Raw genomic sequence first — 17,511 nt, forward strand, 5'->3', positions numbered from 1 at the left:
CAATCATCGGGGCCCTACAAGGTCCCCGGAGATTGCATCATGTCGCTGCCCGACCTGGCCGCCCCCCGCTTCTGGCGTGATGCCAGCTTGCCGTTTATCGAGGCGCGCACCATCGATGATGGGCGCAAGGTCTGCTACACCCGGCATGCTCACGATCATTTCTCGATTGGCGCGATCACTGCCGGGCAAAGCCTGTATATCCATGGTGCAGACACGTTCCACATCCACACCGGCACCGTGGTGCTGATGAACCCCGGCGATGTGCACGCCTGCAACCCCATCAACGACCAGCCCTGGTCGTATCACATGCTCTACATCGAAACGGCATGGCTGACCGACCTGCAACACCAACTGGGGTTTGCCCACGAGCTGGACTTTCGCCGCTTCACCACCACCCATACCGATGACCCGTTGCTGTTTGCCGGGCTGCTCGAACTGTATTGCGTGCTGACCGACGAACACGCCGAGCACCTGCACAAACACAGCGCCGTGGTGAGTTTTTTCAGTGAGGTGCAATTGCGCCTGAACCCTGCGGCCACAGTCGAACGGGAGGTCAATCACAAGCTGGAGCGCGCCGCCGAGTACATCCGCGCGCATTGCACCGAGGCACTGAAACTGGAAGATATCTGCCAGGCCGTGCAATTGTCGCCGTCGTACCTGATCCGTGCGTTCAAGCAGTATTACCGGATGACGCCCCATGCATTCCTGGTCAACCAGCGGATCCAGTTCGCCCGCAACCAACTGCGCAGCGGCCAGTTGATTGCCGATGTGGCACTGGCCGCAGGTTTTGCCGACCAGGCGCATTTCCAGCGCACCTTCAAGCAACACCTGGCAGCCACGCCGGGGCAATATCGCGGCTGAATCAGGCCAGCAACAGGTACGCCACGCTGATCACCAGCAGCAGCGCCATCGCCCGGTTGAACAGGCGCATGCCCCGGGCATTGCTCAGGTAACGACGAAAGAACGTACCCACATACGACCAGCACGCCACCGACAGGTAGCAAATCACCAGGTACACCGCTGCCAGTTGCCAGACGCGTACGGCGTCGCCGTCAGCCGCAAACAGCCCCATACCGGCCACACACGCCAGCCAGGCCTTGGGGTTGAGCCATTGCATGATCGCGCCATAGAGCATGGATGGCGCAACAGCCGCGTCTTGCGCATCCAACCGGCCGTCATCCATCGTCAGTTTGTAGGCCATGTACAACAGGAATACGACCCCGCCCCACTGGATGCCCTGGGTCAATATCGGCCAGCGCACCAGCACCTCATGCAGCCCCAGGCCGATCAGCACCAGCAGCAAGGTAAACCCCAGCGCCGCGCCAGCCACGTGTTTCTGGCTGGCGGCAAAGCCGAAACGCGCCCCGGAACCAAGGGCAACCACATTGACCGGGCCGGGTGTGATGGAGGTCGCCAGGGCGAAGGCAGCCATGGACATGATCAAACTCATTGCACTTCCCTTTTTGTAATGACAGGTGGACGAGGCCTGTACGCTACGTTCCTGCAGGCAGTGCGTATTGAAGAAAATGCCCCTTGCCGCGCCGGCACCTACAAAACCGTCATGGCTACCTTGAGCAACCGCAGTTCCAGGTATTGCAGGAGCATGATGGTCTTGCCATCGACAATCTCACCGCGCGTGACCATGGCGATGGCCTCGTCGAAGCCCAGTTCCAGTACCTGGATATCTTCACCTTCATCCTCCAGGCCACCGCCCTCGCCCACGCGGTCGCCGGGCTGATACTCACCGATAAAGAAATGAATGCGCTCGGTCACCGAACCCGGGCTCATGAATGCCGAGTAGACTTTTTCGACATGGCCGATGCGGTAGCCGGTCTCTTCCTCGGCTTCCAGGCGGATACGCTCCTCGGGGCTGGCGTTGTCCAGCAGCCCGGCAGCGGTTTCGATCAGGTAGCCGTCATGGCCATTGACGAAGGTCGGCATGCGGAACTGGCGAATCAGCAAGACCGTGCGCTGCAAGGTGTTGTACAACAGGATGGTCGCACCGTTGCCGCGGTCATACACCTCACGGGTCTGGGCTTGCCAGCTACCGTCCCGGCGGCGCAGGTCGAAGCTGTATTTTTTCAGCAGGTACCAGTTGTCCGAGAGCAGCTCTTCAGAGGTGATGCGTACAGGGCTGTTGTCCATGGAAGATCCTTTTGATCGCAAGGGGCGCAGCATGTCGGTGACGTCCTGCCAGCGTCAAGCTGTCCATGGGCCAGCATTGCTGCACGTTATCCAGCTACAATTGCGCCCTTTCTGCACCTGATGACCGCACAAGCGTGTGTCTGACGGGGTTACTCGACAGTGCATCTTGCGGGGTCAAGGACATGATGCTGCACATACCGACGCTATTGATGGTCGCGGTATTCGTTTTTTGCCTGATGGGACTGCTCACCGTCCACGCCTGGCGCCGTGTGCGTGAGCCAACCCTGGGCTATCTGGGGGTGATGCTGTTGCTCGCCTCCCTGGGCACCGCGTTGATTGTGGTACGCGGTATAGGCATGGATTTTGTCGCACTGATCCTCGGCAACGTGGTGCTGCTGTTGAGCGCCGCGATGAACTGGACCGCCATGCGCGTATTTGTCCAGGGCAAGCCGTACTTGCCGGGCATTCTCGCAGGCCCGGCCCTGTGGCTGTTGATGTGCCTGATCCCGCAGTTTTATGGCTCGATGTCCAGCCGCGTGTCCCTGTACTCGCTCCTGGCAGCGGGTTATGGGGTGTTGTCGGCGCTGGAGCTGTGGCGCCATCGCCAGCACCTGGAAGTGGCCTATCTGCCAGCCATGGGCCTGATGGTATTTCATACGACATTTTACTGTGTGCGCGCAGTGATCGATCCCGGCATGCCGATCAAGAATGAAAATGCACTGATGGGCGAAAGCGTGCCGTTTTTCTCGTTCATGCTGTTCGAGTCCATGCTGTATGCCATTGGTATCGCCTACGTCACCCTGGCGATGGTCAAGGAGCGGGCCGAACTCAAGTTCAAGGCCGCGGCCTTCAGCGATGTATTGACGGGCATCGGCAATCGCCGGGCGTTCATGCTCCATGGCGAACAATTGTTGGCCGACAGCAGGCAGCGCGGGCAAACCACCGCTCTGCTGTTGTGTGACCTTGATTACTTCAAGCGCCTCAACGACAGCTTCGGCCATCCCATGGGCGACCAGGCCCTGATTGCCTTCAGCCAACTGACGGCGACGCTGTTGCGCAAGCACGATCTGTTTGCACGCATCGGCGGCGAAGAGTTTGCCTGCCTGCTGCAGGGCACCGATGAGCAAGGCGCCATCCAGGTCGCCGAGCGCATTCGCCAAGGGTTTGCCAGCCTCGATTTGCTGGCGCCGGGGTTCTTGAGCGTGAGCATTGGCATCGTCACGACCACACCGACCTGCCACGACCTGTCGCGCCTGCTGTCCCAGGCTGACCAGGCGCTGTATCGCGCCAAGGACCAGGGACGCAACCGCGTGCAGACGGCGATTTGCGCAGCGCTGTAACACTTTGCAAGCAATCACCGATCACGGCGGTCTTAATATTCCCTTCATGGGCAAGGCATCTGCTAAAAAACCTGCTTCGCTCCTGCCCTGGAACCTCCATGTCCGAACGTTTTTTCACACGCCTGCGCCTGCATTGGTTTGCGTTACTGTGCATGGCCGTACTGGTCCTGGGTCTGCCCGTGGGCTGCGGTGTCCTGCAACACAAGGAGCGCGAACTGGTGTTTCGCATCGAGCCCGGTACCGCCAGTTGGTATCGCGGCCTGCCCAAGGATGTGCAGGAGTTCGAACTCAAGCCCGCCAGTTTCAAGTCCGGGCAGAGCCTCCATGGCTGGTGGTGGCCCGCCGCGAAAAAAGATGCACCGGCGATTCTTTACCTGCACGGCGTACGCTGGAACCTCACCGGCCAGCTGTTTCGCATCGAACAACTGCATGCCCAGGGCTACTCGGTACTGGCTATCGACTATCGCGGCTTCGGCCAGAGCCGGGGCGACTTGCCGTCCGAAACCAGTGTCTATGAAGACGCGCGCGTTGCCTGGGAGCGCTTCCAGATCCTGCAACCGGTCCCGGCCAAACGCCTGATCTACGGGCACTCCCTGGGCGGCGCAGTGGCCATCGACCTGGCAGCAGAATTGGGCCAGCGGGCGGCGGCCAAACAGTTGCCACCCCCCGTGCGTGGGCTGGTAATCGAGTCCACCTTCACCTCCCTGGCCGATGTTGCCACGGCAATGGCCAACACCTCATTGCCGGTGCGTTGGGTGTTGTCGCAGAAGTTTGACTCCATCGACAAGATCGCCGACATCCACATGCCGTTGCTGGTGGTGCACGGCCTCGACGACCGTTATGTGCCACCGCGTTTCAGCCAGCAATTGTTTGACGCCGCCCAAGAGCCCAAGCACTTGCTGTTGGTGCCTGGGGCCAGCCACAACAACAGCCTGAGCCTGGGCGGTCGCAACTATCGCCAGGCACTGGAGGGATTGCTGTAGAACGCCGGATCCGGCACCGACTTCAACGCCGCGTGTCAAGCGCACGCCGCACGCCAAAAGGCTTGCAGACGATCTTGATCAAATATTGACCGCGGGTTGAATCGCCATACCTGCCGGGCTCACGCAAGGTTATCCACAGAGATACCCACGGTTTTCGTGGACAACTCTTTTTGCATTTAAACGATTTTTTTACATTGAAGGTTCATCGGTTGGCGCCGACCTTTTCCTCGGCAATCGCCTCGGGCAGCTTATCCGTGGCAATCGGCAATTCAATGCCCCAATCGCCATGCAGGTACCAATCCTCACCGATCATTTCGGCCGGGTGCATGGTGCGGCCGGCACCGTTGCCGCAGGCCAGTGCCGTGCTCGCGCAGTAACGGTCACAGCCCCAGCAGATACGCTCGGGGTGTTTGGGGTTGAGCGGGAACGGCTTGGCCATGAGCAGGCTCCACAGCGGTGGGCAGTGATTTGATCCTACGGCCGCTGTCCGCCCACAGCCTTGACCAACGTCAAGATTGGTTATGTCTATATCCCTGGAAACTTGACAGGAATCATTATTATTTACAGCGAAGCTTTCTAGACTCGGGTTCTCATTTCCCCTGTCAGGAAGCACCCATGCGTATCCCCTTCATGCTGTCACTGGCCCTGCTGTTATCGACTGGCGCCGCCGTCGCCAAGGAATATCCCATCGGCGAGCCACAAATGTGTCCCGGCCTGGAAGTGGGTGCGGTCTATCTGCAACCGATCGAGATGGCGCCGCCCGGCATGATGCGCGCCACTGCCGATTCGGATGTGCATCTGGAGGCGGATATCCGCGCTACAGCCGACAACCAGCAGGGCTTTCAGGAAGGCAGTTTCGTGCCCTACCTCAACGTATCGTTCCGCTTGCAAAAGCAAGGCGGTGCCAGCCCGATCATCGGTGAGTTCCATGCCATGGTGGCCAACGACGGCCCGCACTACGGCGACAACGTCAAGCTGCTGGGCCCCGGCAAATACCAACTGACTTTTACCGTGATGCCACCCAGCGGTCACGGCTCACTGGGCCGGCATACCGACAAGGAAACCGGAGTCGCACCCTGGTTCGAACGCTGTGAAGTGCACTACGAATTCGTCTATGCAGGGATTGGCAAGAAAGGCGGCTACTGAATGCACCGCCCCCTAGCCCTCTGTGCCCTGCTGGTGTGTGGCGCGGCCCTGGCAGCGCCCTTGCCCACCTATGAACTGACCCTGCAGGACGGCCACTTCAACCCGGCGCAACTCAAGGTGCCGGCCGGCCAGCGCTTCAAGATCGTGCTGAAAAATATCGGCCAGGGCCCGGCCGAATTCGAGAGCACGCCACTGCGCGTGGAAAAAGTGTTGTCGCCTGGGGTGACCACCTTTGTCGTGATCCACCCGCTCAAGCCGGGTGCCTATCCGTTTTTCGACGAATTCAACTCACAGTTGCCCGAGGGCAGCATCCTCGCCGAATAACGGCCCGGGAGCATTTGATGAATCAATCGATGTTTATCGTCTGGCGCGAAAGCGTCGAGGCGTTGCTGGTGATCGGCATCCTCCAGGCCTGGATCAGCCAGCAGTCCGAGGGCTCGCGCCTGGGTCGCTTCCTATGGGCCGGCGTGGTTCTGGGCCTGCTGTGCTCTGCCGCGTTGGCCGGTTTGATGCTGTGGGCCGGCGAGGCCATGAGCGGCCCCGCCGGGGAATGGTTCCAGGCCGGCATGACCCTGGTGGCAAGCCTGCTGATGGTGCAGATGGTGTTCTGGATGCACCGCCACGGGCCGGGCCTGCGCCAAACCCTGCTGCGCGACGCCGACCAGCGTGCGGCACGCCAGGGCGGATTGGGCCTGCTGTTGCTGGCGCTGTTGGCGGTCAGCCGCGAAGGCAGCGAGACCGTGGTCTTTCTGTACGGCGCCGGTGCCCATCTGCACGGCCCGGCGCTGGGCCTGTTCGCCATTGGCGGCGCGCTGGGCCTGGTGTTGGCCGGCCTGACCGTGATGCTGCTGCGCAGCACGCGACGGTTGATTTCCTGGTCACGTTTTTTCGCCCTCAGTGAGGTGCTGTTACTGCTGTTGGCCGCCGCCTTGCTGGTCGCCGCCATGGAACGCATCGGCGGGCAACTGTTGGCCATGGACATGCCCGACTGGGTCTACACCCTGGTGGGCGAAGCCTGGTGGGACAGCAGCGCCCTGCTCAGTGACAGCCACGGCCTGGGCGCAGTACTCGCGGGCTTCGCCGGGTACCGCGCGACGCCCAGCACGGTGACCCTGCTGGTACTGGCCGGCTATTGGCTGCTGGTGGGCCGAGGGCTGTATCGCGTCCAGCGAGCGTCGCTGTGAACAGCCCCTGGCTGCAACGCCTGGGGGATGGCATGCGCCGCCATGCGCGGCTGATTCGTGGCGTGCAATGGGCCGTGGTGTTGTTCTACGCAGGATTACTGGTAGTGCCCGCCTGGCTGCCGCTGCCCGACAGCCAGGCGCGCCTGCTGGACAACCTGACGCTGCTGGCACAGTTCCTGTTCTGGGGCCTGTGGTGGCCGTTCGTGGTGCTGTCGATCGTGTTATTCGGCCGCGTGTGGTGCGGCGTGCTCTGCCCCGAAGGCTCCTTGAGCGAATGGGCCAGCCGGCATGGTCGCGGGCTGGGTATTCCGAACTGGATCCGCTGGAGCGGCTGGCCCACCGTGGGCTTCTGCCTGACCACCCTCTACGGCCAGTTGATCAGTGTGTACGACTACGCCCAGGCCGCCCTGCTGATCCTCGGCGGCTCGACCGTCGCCGCAGTGCTGGTAGGGCTGCTGTTTGTGCGCGGCAAACGGGTCTGGTGCCGTTACCTGTGCCCGGTCAGCGGCGTCTTCGCCCTGCTCGCACGCCTGGCGCCGGTGCATTTCCAGGTCAACGAACAACGCTGGAAAGCCAACGATGGCCCGCGCCTGCCGTTGCCCAACTGCGCGCCACTGCTGGACATTCGCCGCCTGCAAGGCGCCAGCGATTGCCACGCCTGCGGACGCTGCAGTGGGCAACGCGGCGCGGTGCAATTGATTGCCCGTTCATGCAATAGCGAAATCCTCCAGGCCCCGCGCAAGCCCGCTTTGGTGTGGGATGCACGCTTGTTGCTGTTTGGTGTGATCGGCCTGGCGATGGGCGCCTTCCAGTGGACCGTCAGCCCGTGGTTTATCACGTTCAAACAGTATCTCGCGCAGTGGCTGGTGGAATACGATTGGCTGTGGCCGTTGCAGGACAGCGCGCCCTGGTGGCTGTTGACCCACTATCCCCAGGCCAACGACAGCTTCAGTTGGCTGGATGGTTTTTGCATCGTTGCGTATCTGGGCGCCAGCAGCCTGCTGCTCGGCGGAACCTTGATGGGGCTGGTGCGCCTGGCAGCCAGGTTGAGCGGTGAGCGTGCACGCTATTGGGCCCTGGCCTTGACCTTTACGCCCCTTGGCGGTGCAGGACTGTTCCTGGGGTTGTCGGCAACCACGGTGAAGTTGTTGCGCTATGAGGGATTGTTGCTGGAATGGGTACAACCGGCGCGCGGCATATTGCTGGTCGGGGCTGTTGGCTGGTGTTTGTGGCTGGCGTGGAAACAGCTGGCCGACACACCACTGGCCCAACGTTGCGCTGCCTGGACTTGCCTGCTGCTGGGTAATGGATGGGTGGGATATGGCTGGTGGCTACAATTCTGGGGCTGGAACCTGTAGGAGCCGGCAAGCCGGCGCCTACAGGTATTGAGGTTAGACGCGGAACCTGGCAACCGTCAGGTGCAACTCCCCAGCCATCTGCGCCAGTTCATGCCCCGCCGTATCGGTATGCCGGGCCCCCAGCAACACCTGCTCCGACAGATTGCGAATCCCCACCAGGTTGCGATCCACCTCCCGCGCCACCAATGCCTGCTCTTCGGTGGCGCTGGCAATCATCAGGTTGCGCTCGTTGATCTGCGAGATCGACTGGGTAATCGCTTCCAGTGCCTCGCCCGAACGCTGCGCCACGCTCAAGGTGGTGCGCACCAGGTCGCTGCTGTCCTGCATCGCAGTCACAGCCTGCTCGGTGTCCAGGCGGATATTGCCAATCATCTGCTCGATCTCCTGGGTCGAGGCCTGAGTACGATGGGCCAGGGCCCGCACTTCATCAGCCACCACCGCAAACCCACGGCCGGCATCCCCGGCCCGGGCCGCTTCGATGGCAGCGTTGAGCGCCAGCAGGTTGGTCTGGTCGGCGATGCTGCGGATCACTTCCAGCACGCCGCTGATGTCCTGCACGCGCCCGGCCAGTTGTTGGATCCGTACCGAAGTGCCACTGACGCCGTCTGCCAGGGTGTTGATCGAGGCGACTGTTTCCTGCACCTGATCACGCCCCAATTGGGCCGTCTGTGCAGACAAACGTGAAGCTTCACTGGTGCTCACCGCATTACGCGCCACCTCATCCACGGCCGCCGTCATCTCGTTGACGGCCGTGGCGGCCTGCTCGATTTCCATGCCTTGCAACTGCAGGCTGCTGCTGGTCTGGCTACTGACGGCACTCAACTCCTCGGAAGAACTGGCCACCCGGTCCACCGACGTGGCGATCTGGCGCACCATTTCGTTAAGGTTGTGCTGCATTTGCTGCATGTTCTGCATCACGCTGCCGTCGGCGCTGCCCGCAGTTGGCACCACGGTGGTCAGGTCGCCCTGGGCAATCTGGCTCAACACCCGCGCGGCCTCATCGGGCTCACCGCCCAGGGGCCGGGTGACGCTGCGGGTGACAATGACCGCAGCCGTTACCACCAGGGCCACGCACAGCAGGAACAACCCGAGCATATTGCGCCGCGCTTCGCGATACAGGGTTTGCGCCGCGTGCTCGCGCTCGGCAAAAATCTGCCCCTGCAAGGCCATCATCGCCTCCAGGCTCTTGAACACCGCCTGCTCGGCCGGTTGCACGTTCTGCTTGAGCTGTGCCACGCCTTGCGCATGGGCGCCCTGGCGGATCAGCGCCTGCACCTGGGTGAAGGCGCTGACATAGGCTTCGCGGTGCTTCTTCAGGTCGGCAAAGGCCGCCTGGCCGGTGGCCGTATCGAACAATGGCTCCAACTGAGTAAAGGCGTCGGTGATGCGTTGGCGGGTGGTGCTGATGGCCTGCTGGGTCGCCTGGTTGTCCTGGTCGATCAGCAAGTCACGGGTGTTGCGGCCGTTGTCGCGCACACCTGTGGCAATCACCATGATCGGGGCAATTTTCGGCCAGTCCTGCTGCACGATCAGCTCCGACTGTTCCTTGAGGGTGCCCAGGTCGTGCAAGGCGTAGAACGCCATGCCGGCCAGGGCCAAAGGTGCGATAGCAAAGCCGATCGCGATACGGCGGGCAGTGGTTAATCGAGTCATGTCATAAGCTCCCTGATGAATACCTGCCCACAAGGGGCAACATCTTTGATAATCCGGTGGGAGTTCAATCGCCACGCTTGAAAGGGCTCCGCGAAGGGATCAACCCCGTAAAACAAATGCCGGGAACAGTGCCCGCATTTTCTCCCATAGTTCAGGCAGCAAGGCCTGTGCCGAAACACTCGGCAGTTGCTCATCGAGCATGCGTGCCGTGCGTACCAACTGCACGGCGAAGCGCTTGACACCTCGTTCGTGCAAACGCTGGGCCAGCAGCAACAGGCGTTGCGGGTCGATCAGGTGCCAATGCACGGTGGTGCGGCACTCGTAGTCCACGCCGCTGTGCAGCAGCAGGTCGAGGCTGCGCCAATTGGCGGTGCCGCTGCCCTTGACCTGGGTGATCAATTGGCAATCTTCGGCCAGGGCCTTGACGTCGAAACCAACCCAGTCGGCATGCTCCAGGGCATGGGCGAACGCTGCAGGCTTGATACCGGCGCTGTGCAGGCCGATGCGAAAACCCATCTGGCGCACTTCATCCATAGCGCCAGACAAGCCTTCCTGCAAAGTGGGTTCGCCACCGCTGAACACCACGGCGTCCAGCAGGTCCTGGCGCCGTTGCAGAAACAGCAAAACCCGGCGCCAATCCACCTCATCGCTGCCGCGTGGGGGAATCAGGTCCGGGTTATGGCAGTACCGACAACGCCAGGCACAGCCCTGGCAAAACAGCACGCAGGCGAGCATGCCGGGGTAGTCGAGGGTGGTCAGGGGCACCAGGCCCCCGACCCGTAGCGCTCGACTCATTGGCGCCCGGCCGCAGCGGCACTTTCGGTAAAGTGCGCGCGCTCACGGTGCTCCGATTGTTTGCCGGGGTTAAAGGCCGAAACCGGTCGGTGGTAACCCATGACACGGGTCCAGACTTCACAGCGTTGACGTTGTGGCTGGGAGGTTTGCATGGTGAATCTCCTTGGGGTTTGAAAACGGTTGGCTCCTAGGTAGGAGCGAACTTGTTCGCGAAGAACCAGAGGGCGCCGCGCTAAATCTGGATGCCCGCGTTATCGTTGATGTTTTTCGCGAGCAAGCTCGCTCCTACAGGGTGGCGTTAAGGGCCAGGATCTCGTCGCACTTGGGACAGAATTCATGTTCGCCCGCCAGGTAGCCGTGCACCGGGCAGATGGAGAACGTCGGTGTCACCGTCAGGTACGGCAGGCGGAAGCGTCCCAGGGCCTTGCGCACCAATTGCTTGCAGGCCTGGGCCGAGGAAATCTGCTCGGCCATATACAAATGCAGCACCGTGCCGCCGGTGTATTTGCATTGCAGTTCGTCTTGCAGCTCCAGGGCTTCGAATGGGTCTTCGGTGAAGCCCACCGGCAGTTGCGAGGAGTTGGTGTAATACGGCGCGTCAAGGCTGCCGGCCTGGAGGATCGTGGGGAAACGCTTGAGGTCTTCCTTGGCGAACCGGTAGGTGGTGCCTTCAGCCGGCGTGGCTTCCAGGTTGTACAAATGCCCGGTTTCTTCCTGGAACCGCAGCAACGTAGCGCGCACATGATCCAGCACCTGCAACGCAAACTCGCGCCCACGGGCGGTATGGGTACCCTCCTCGTCGGCGGTGAAATTGCGCAGCATCTCGTGCATGCCGTTCAGGCCGATGGTGGAGAAATGATTGCGCAAGGTGCCCAGGTAGCGCTTGGTGTAGGGGTACAAACCGGCATCCATATGGTGCTGGATGACTTTGCGCTTGACCTCCAGGCTTTCCATCGCCAACTCCATCAGGTGGTCCAGGCGTTGCAACAGGCCACTGGTATCGCCCTTGAACAGATACCCCAGGCGCGCGCAGTTGATGGTCACCACGCCCAATGAGCCGGTCTGCTCTGCCGAACCGAACAACCCGCCGCCACGCTTGAGCAATTCGCGCACGTCCAACTGCAAGCGGCAGCACATCGAGCGCACCTGATTGGGCTGCATATCGGAGTTGAGGAAGTTCTGGAAGTACGGCAGGCCGTAGCGCGCGGTCATCTCGAACAGGCGGTCGGCGTTTTCGCTGTCCCACGGGAAGTCATGGGTAATGTTGTAGGTGGGGATCGGGAAGGTAAACACCCGCCCCTTGGCGTCACCCGCCTGCATCACTTCGATATAGGCACGGTTGATCAGCTCCATTTCTGCTTGCAGGTCGCCGTAGGCAAACGGCATCTCTTCGCCGCCGATAATCGGGATCTGCTCGCGCAGGTCTTCGGGGCAAACCCAGTCGAACGTCAGGTTGGTAAACGGCGTTTGCGTGCCCCAGCGCGATGGCACGTTGAGGTTGTAGATGAACTCCTGCACCGCCTGGCGAATCTCGGGAAACGACAGTTGGTCCTTGCGCACAAAGGGCGCCAGGTAGGTGTCGAACGAACTGAAAGCCTGGGCACCGGCCCACTCGTTCTGCAGGGTGCCAAGGAAATTGACCATCTGCCCCAGGGCACTGCCCAGGTGCTTGGGCGGCCCGGCTTCGACGCGGCCGGGAACGCCATTGAGCCCTTCGTGCAGCAACGTGCGCAGGGACCAGCCGGCGCAATAGCCCGCGAGCATGTCCAGGTCATGGATATGCAAATCCGCCTCGCGGTGGGCCTGGCCGATCTCCTGGCTGTAGACCTCGTCCAGCCAGTAATTGGCGGTGACCTTGCCCGACACGTTGAGTACCAGCCCGCCCAGGGAATAACCCTGGTTGGCATTGGCCTGCACGCGCCAGTCTTCACGGTCGAGGTACTCGTTCATCGAGGTGGCGACTTCCACCAGGGTCTTGCGATCACGGCGCAGGCGCCCGTGTTGCTCGCGGTAGACGATATAGGCACGCATCGCCAAAAAGTACCCGGCGTCCATCAGCACCCGCTCGACACTGTCCTGGATCTGCTCCACATCCAACCGGGTGATCCCGCGCAACCTGGCGAGCACCGCCCCTAACAACAGATCGACCTCGGCGTCCTGATACTCGCCGGTGGCGTTACCCGCGGCGATCATCGCCTGGCGGATTTTCTCGGCGTCAAAGGCTACGAGAGTGCCATCGCGCTTGTGTAGACGGGTACTGACCAGCGGGCTTGAGGTGATCTGCATGGGGGCTCCAAAACACTACATATAGATTTAATAGTTCATATAGACACAAGATGCAGTGATGGTACGCAGTGAAAGGTAGGTTGCAATTGACCAGGGTCAAGTTTGCGCAGAGGTATCGTCACAGGCCAGTTCACGTTCAATCTGTTCGATGCTGGGTAAGCTGGTTTGAAGTTCTGTCGGGAGGGAGCCGACCAGCTGGTACTCCGCAACCCCGATGGGTCGAGCGCTGTCACGCAAGGCATATTCAGCCACTATCTTGTTTTTGCTTTTGCACAGCAGCAAACCAATGGTGGGGCTGTCTTGTGGGTGCTTGAGTTGGGCGTCCACTGCTGCGAGGTAAAAACCCAACTGCCCCAGATGCTCTGGCTTGAACTTGCCGGCCTTGAGTTCAATAGCGACGTAACAGCGCAGATTCAGGTGATAAAACAGCAGGTCAATGAAGAACTCCTCGCCGCCCACATCGAGCAGGACCTGCTTGCCGACAAAAGCAAAGCCTGCCCCCAACTCCAGCAGAAAGTCGGTGACATGCCTGATCAATGCGCCTTCGATCTCACGCTCCTGCGCGTCCAGGGTCAGCCCCAGAAAATCGAAACGATAGGGATCTTTCAGCGACTCGCGGGCCAAGTCCGACTGGGGTTTGGGCAGCAGGATTTCAAAGTTGCTGACAGCATTGCCACTGCGCTCCAGCAAACGGGTCTCGATTTGCATGACCAGAATGTTGCGTGACCAGTTGTGTTCAATGGCTTGGGCGGCGTACCAGCAGCGGGTTTCGGGGCCGGGCAGTTTATCGAGCAGTGCTATTTGGTGATACCAAGGCAATTGTGCAAGCACCGCTTGCACAAACTCAGGTTCCGGCCAAGCCTCAGCAAATGCGCGCATGTACTTGAGGTTACGCGGCGAAAAACCTTTCATATCAGGAAAAGCTGAACGCAAATCCCGCGCCAGACGCTCAATGACTTTTGCTCCCCACCCCTGTTGCGCCTGTCGGGTCAAGATGTCCTGGCCAATCTGCCAGTACAGCAGCACAAGCTCACGGTTTACCGCCAGAGATGCACGTTGCTGGGCAGAGTGGATGCGGTTTTTCAGCTCCTTCAACCAGTCGCCATATCCCTCAGGGGGTGTAGTGAAGCCGTCAGCGGATCGATTCATTCCGGGTTCCTTGTCGATATTGCGCGTTGTAGAAACGAGCAATGGTAACGACGGAAAAAAGCCACGCGGGCCAGCGGAATGCCCTTGATACAAAACAACGGGAACTACTGTTCGACAGGGCTCCGGCACTTCCTCACCCCCCACTCATGTTCATAAACCGCACCACCTGCACCTCGCCCTCCCCGGTAAAGTCATGGCGTAACGGTTTACCCCGCAACGCCTTGTGCAGCGCCTCCACCAACGGCCGGTCATCCAACGGATAGCGGCGCACCAACGCACGGAAATCCACCGCGTTGTCCTGCCCCAGGCACAGCAGCAACTGCCCCTCCACCGTCATCCGTACCCGGTTGCAACTGGCACAGAAGTTATGGGAATTGGGCGAGATAAAGCCGATGCGCGTCTGCGGATGCCGGGCCAGGCGTACGTAACGTGCCGGGCCGCCGCTGTTTTCGGTGCTGTCGAGTAAAGCGTGGTGCTCGGCAATCAATGCACGCACCTGCTCGCTGGAACAGAAGGTTTCACCACGCGAGCGCCCCACATCCCCCAGGGGCATCTCTTCGATAAAGCTGATATCGATGCCCTGGTCGATGGCGTACTGCACCAGCGCCGGGACTTCATCGAAGTTGCGCCCCTTCATCACCACGCAGTTGAGCTTGACCCGCTCGAACCCGGCATCCCGTGCCGCCTCGATACCGCCCAGCACCTGGCGCAGGTCGCCGTTGCGGGTAATCGCGCGAAAGCGTTCGGGGTCGAGGCTGTCCAGGCTGATGTTCATGCGCTTGACCCCGGCCTCTACCAGAGGCCGCGCCAACCGGCCCAGTTGCGAACCATTGCTGGTCATCACCAGCTCGCGCAGACCGGGCAATGCGGCGATATGGCGGCACAGCTCGACAATGCCCGGGCGGATCAGCGGCTCACCGCCCGTCAGGCGAATCTTGCGCACGCCCTGGCTGACGAACACCGTCGCCAGCCGTTGCAGCTCCTCCAAGGTCAATACTTGCTGGCGCGGCAGGAAGGTCATGTTTTTTGCCATGCAATACACACAGCGAAAATCACAACGATCAGTCACCGACAGCCGCAGGTAGTCAATGGAACGGCCCACTCCATCCACCAGGCTCATATCACTGCACCAACGGCGAGTCGGCGCCCTGCAACGCGATACCGCGCACATCGGCCGCGCCGACCAGGGTTTGCAGGTATTGCACCAGTGCCTTCTGCCACACCCCTTGCTGCAACTGAGTGCGAATCGCCGTGGCTACCACCTCGTACGGCAACGGCTGGCCTTCGATACGTTGATCGACGCAGATCACATGCCAGCCGTAGCGGCTTTCCAGAGGTTTACTGGCCAGGCCTGGCGCCAGGGTAAACAACTGGCGCTCCAGCTCCGGCACGGTCTGGCCCTTGCTGACTTGCCCGAGCGAGCCGCCCTGGGCCTTGGACGGGCACGCCGAGTACTTCAGCGCCAGTTCAGCGAAGGCGCCGGGCGCCTCCTCCAGGCTCAGTAACAGCACTTCGGCCTGGGACAGTGCCTGATGGCGTGCCTCGGCATCGTCCGGCGCACACTCCAGCAAAATGTGCCGTACCGCCAGCAACGGCGCGCTGTGAAAGCGCCCTCGATTGCTTTCGAAGTAGCGTACACAGGTGGCTTCGTCACACTCCGGCACCTTGACTTCACGCTCCAGCAACAGGCGAGTCGCCGCCTCTTCTTCGTTCTCGCCGGCGCCGATTTCCAACTGCACACCCAATTCGCGAATCCGCTGCTGTAACAGCTCGCGGATCACCAAGGCACGGGCGGCGAGGAACACCGCCTCCTCGCGGCTTTCTGCCGGGTGATATTGCAACTCCTGGGCCATATTTTCCGGGGTGATCACCACCCCGTTGACGCTGACAATCGGCCATTCCTGCTCGCTGCTGGCGATCAGTTGCGGCTCAACCGCCACCTCGACCTCGGGCACCACCATGTCCACAGCCTTGGCCGAAGAACTGCAACCGCCACCGCCAGCACCGCCACCACATCCGCATCCTGTAGTCATGACGTTCTCCTCACTTTTGCCGCACGATTTGATAACGACGGCCCAGGTACCAGATCGGCGCGCTGACCATATGCACCAGACGGGTAAACGGGAACAGTACAAACAGGGTCAGGCCCAGCGCCACGTGTGCCTTGTAGATCAGGCTCACCGGGGCAATCGCCGCCGCCGCTTCCACCGGCCGCAGCAACACCACGTTCTGCGCCCAGTCCGCGAGCATCACCATCACCGAACCGTCCATATGCCCGGTCGACGCAACGATAGTCAGCAAACCCAGGACCAACTGCGCCAGCAACACCAGCAAGATCAGGATGTCCGACGGGCTTGATGTGGCCCGTACCCGTGGATCGGTGAGGCGGCGCTTGACCAGCATCACCAGGCCCACCAGACACAGCAGGCCGAAGAAACCACCGGAAACCATCGCCAGCAATTGCTTGTTTTCGGTACTGATCACATGGTGGTAGACCGACGCCGGCGTGAGCAGCCCGACAAAATGCCCGGCCAGCACAAACAGCACACCGATATGGAAGAAATTGCTCGCCACGCGCATGCCACGGTTATTGAGCATCTGGCTGGAGCCGGCCTTCCAGGTGTACTGCGACAGGTCAAAGCGTGCCCAACTGCCCAACAGGCAGATCGCCAGGGCGACATACGGATACACGCCAAATACCAGCAAATTCCACTTAGACATTACCCACCTCCTTGGCTGGCGCGGCGGCCAGCCCTTCGTGCTGAAAATCCACCCAGTGCAACGGCACCGCACTTTCTTCGCGGGCCTTGCCCGGTGCACTGGGCATGGCGCTGCAACGGTCCTGCTGCTCGGCCTGCATAAAGTCCACGGCCTCCTCTTCCCAGACCTTGTCCAGGGCTTCGAGGGAGTCGTCGCGCACTTCGGCGGCAACCTGGGCACGCAACTCGGCAATCGCCTGGTGCGGCTCGGCGCCGCTGATCTGCAACAGCGCACGGAAGCAACTGGCGTAGGCGCTTTCGCGCTCGTCCAGGCGCGCCGCCAGCAAGGCCAGCAGGTGCGCCACATCCGCCAGGCCCTCGCGGGCCTCGATGTCTTCGCGGGTGGACAAGAACTCCAGGTACAGCGGGATGTAGTCCGGCAGCTCCTTGACGCCGATAGCGAAGCCCGCCTCCTGGTATTGGGCCATCATGTCGACCATGGCCTGGCCACGGTCCCGCGACTCGCCATGTACATGTTCGAACAACAGCAACGACAGCGAACGGCCCCGGCCAAACAACGCACCGTAGTGCTCCTGGCCATCCATCAGGTCATTGCTGCAGATCAGCTCCAGCAACTCGAACAATGCACCGCGTTGCTTGGGGCTGATTTCCCGCGATTCGATAATCGCCTGCTCCAATTCATCGCGGCCGCTCACCAGGGTCTCGGTGGGATAGTCCAGTAACAGCGAAATCACTTTAAGAATACGCATGGC

General features: G+C 61.2%; 19 protein-coding genes. 7 read left to right on the forward strand and 12 right to left on the reverse strand.

From position 1 onward, the window contains the following. Positions 1-39: 39 nt before the first annotated feature. The gene (locus BFQ03_RS11005) at positions 40-861 is read left to right on the forward strand and encodes an AraC family transcriptional regulator (protein ID WP_065943075.1); all 822 of its coding nucleotides are present in this window, start codon (positions 40-42) and stop codon (positions 859-861) included. Between the two features lies 1 nt (position 862). Here BFQ03_RS11005 and BFQ03_RS11010 read toward each other — a convergent pair whose 3' ends face one another. After that, positions 863-1,450: a LysE family translocator gene (locus BFQ03_RS11010; RefSeq protein ID WP_032861230.1), complete on the reverse strand. Its 588-nt coding sequence runs from the start codon at positions 1,448-1,450 to the stop codon at positions 863-865. Positions 1,451-1,548: 98 nt separating this feature from the next. Next, on the reverse strand, positions 1,549-2,145 hold the full coding sequence (locus tag BFQ03_RS11015; protein ID WP_065943076.1) for an NUDIX hydrolase: 597 nt from the start codon (positions 2,143-2,145) through the stop codon (positions 1,549-1,551). A gap of 182 nt (positions 2,146-2,327) precedes the next feature. On the opposite strand from BFQ03_RS11015, the gene BFQ03_RS11020 reads away from it, so the two are divergent. Both BFQ03_RS11020 and BFQ03_RS11025 read left to right on the forward strand, forming a co-directional pair. Then, positions 2,328-3,485, forward strand: coding sequence for a GGDEF domain-containing protein (locus tag BFQ03_RS11020; protein ID WP_065943077.1), 1,158 nt, complete (start codon positions 2,328-2,330; stop codon positions 3,483-3,485). 98 nt (positions 3,486-3,583) lie between these two features. Next, positions 3,584-4,468, forward strand: a complete 885-nt coding sequence (locus tag BFQ03_RS11025) for an alpha/beta hydrolase (RefSeq protein WP_065943078.1) — start codon at positions 3,584-3,586, stop codon at positions 4,466-4,468. A gap of 202 nt (positions 4,469-4,670) precedes the next feature. Here the strand turns inward: BFQ03_RS11025 and BFQ03_RS11030 are convergent, their stop codons facing one another. Next, a complete protein-coding gene (locus BFQ03_RS11030; RefSeq protein ID WP_065943079.1) occupies positions 4,671-4,907 on the reverse strand; it encodes a DUF3079 domain-containing protein in 237 nt (78 codons plus the stop codon). A 176-nt stretch (positions 4,908-5,083) separates the two neighbouring features. Here BFQ03_RS11030 and BFQ03_RS11035 point away from each other — a divergent pair, with 176 nt between their 5' ends. From BFQ03_RS11035 to BFQ03_RS11050, 4 genes are read left to right on the forward strand one after another with little or no spacing between them, the layout of a single operon-like run. Beyond that, positions 5,084-5,614: an iron transporter gene (locus BFQ03_RS11035; RefSeq protein WP_032861235.1), complete on the forward strand. Its 531-nt coding sequence runs from the start codon at positions 5,084-5,086 to the stop codon at positions 5,612-5,614. Further along, positions 5,615-5,938, forward strand: a complete 324-nt coding sequence (locus BFQ03_RS11040) for a cupredoxin domain-containing protein (protein ID WP_032861236.1) — start codon at positions 5,615-5,617, stop codon at positions 5,936-5,938. A gap of 17 nt (positions 5,939-5,955) precedes the next feature. Then, a complete protein-coding gene (locus BFQ03_RS11045) occupies positions 5,956-6,798 on the forward strand; it encodes an FTR1 family iron permease (RefSeq protein WP_065943080.1) in 843 nt (280 codons plus the stop codon). A 32-nt stretch (positions 6,799-6,830) separates the two neighbouring features. After that, positions 6,831-8,156 (forward strand): 4Fe-4S binding protein, encoded by a 1,326-nt coding sequence (locus tag BFQ03_RS11050; RefSeq protein WP_050593400.1) that lies wholly within the window; start codon positions 6,831-6,833, stop codon positions 8,154-8,156. A gap of 33 nt (positions 8,157-8,189) precedes the next feature. Here the strand turns inward: BFQ03_RS11050 and BFQ03_RS11055 are convergent, their stop codons facing one another. The 9 genes from BFQ03_RS11055 to narJ all read right to left on the reverse strand — a co-directional run bounded on the left by BFQ03_RS11055 (position 8,190) and on the right by narJ (position 17,508). After that, complete coding sequence (locus tag BFQ03_RS11055) at positions 8,190-9,809, reverse strand: methyl-accepting chemotaxis protein (protein WP_065943081.1); 1,620 nt, start codon at positions 9,807-9,809, stop codon at positions 8,190-8,192. Positions 9,810-9,908: 99 nt separating this feature from the next. After that, positions 9,909-10,604, reverse strand: coding sequence for an anaerobic ribonucleoside-triphosphate reductase activating protein (locus BFQ03_RS11060; RefSeq protein WP_065943082.1), 696 nt, complete (start codon positions 10,602-10,604; stop codon positions 9,909-9,911). Next, a complete protein-coding gene (nrdD, locus tag BFQ03_RS11065; protein ID WP_038441552.1) occupies positions 10,601-10,756 on the reverse strand; it encodes an anaerobic ribonucleoside-triphosphate reductase in 156 nt (51 codons plus the stop codon). Before nrdD ends, BFQ03_RS11060 begins: the two co-directional genes overlap by 4 nt. Before the next feature lie 133 nt (positions 10,757-10,889). Continuing rightward, positions 10,890-12,890 carry a ribonucleoside triphosphate reductase gene (locus BFQ03_RS11070; protein WP_032861247.1) on the reverse strand — a complete coding sequence of 667 codons (2,001 nt, stop codon included), beginning with the start codon at positions 12,888-12,890 and terminating at the stop codon, positions 10,890-10,892. A gap of 96 nt (positions 12,891-12,986) precedes the next feature. Beyond that, positions 12,987-14,039: a PDDEXK nuclease domain-containing protein gene (locus BFQ03_RS11075; RefSeq protein ID WP_065943083.1), complete on the reverse strand. Its 1,053-nt coding sequence runs from the start codon at positions 14,037-14,039 to the stop codon at positions 12,987-12,989. Positions 14,040-14,172: 133 nt separating this feature from the next. Continuing rightward, a complete protein-coding gene (gene moaA / locus BFQ03_RS11080; protein WP_065943084.1) occupies positions 14,173-15,159 on the reverse strand; it encodes a GTP 3',8-cyclase MoaA in 987 nt (328 codons plus the stop codon). A gap of 1 nt (position 15,160) precedes the next feature. Further along, positions 15,161-16,072 (reverse strand): peptidylprolyl isomerase, encoded by a 912-nt coding sequence (locus BFQ03_RS11085; RefSeq protein WP_065943085.1) that lies wholly within the window; start codon positions 16,070-16,072, stop codon positions 15,161-15,163. Between the two features lie 10 nt (positions 16,073-16,082). Then, a complete protein-coding gene (gene narI / locus BFQ03_RS11090; RefSeq protein ID WP_032861252.1) occupies positions 16,083-16,760 on the reverse strand; it encodes a respiratory nitrate reductase subunit gamma in 678 nt (225 codons plus the stop codon). Beyond that, on the reverse strand, positions 16,753-17,508 hold the full coding sequence (gene narJ, locus BFQ03_RS11095) for a nitrate reductase molybdenum cofactor assembly chaperone (RefSeq protein WP_065943086.1): 756 nt from the start codon (positions 17,506-17,508) through the stop codon (positions 16,753-16,755). The genes narI and narJ overlap by 8 nt, the downstream gene beginning before the upstream one ends. Positions 17,509-17,511 lie beyond the last annotated feature (3 nt).

It is taken from the genome of Pseudomonas sp. 25 R 14, from assembly GCF_900004755.1.
In the GTDB taxonomy this organism is placed as follows: Bacteria; Pseudomonadota; Gammaproteobacteria; order Pseudomonadales; family Pseudomonadaceae; genus Aquipseudomonas; species Aquipseudomonas brenneri.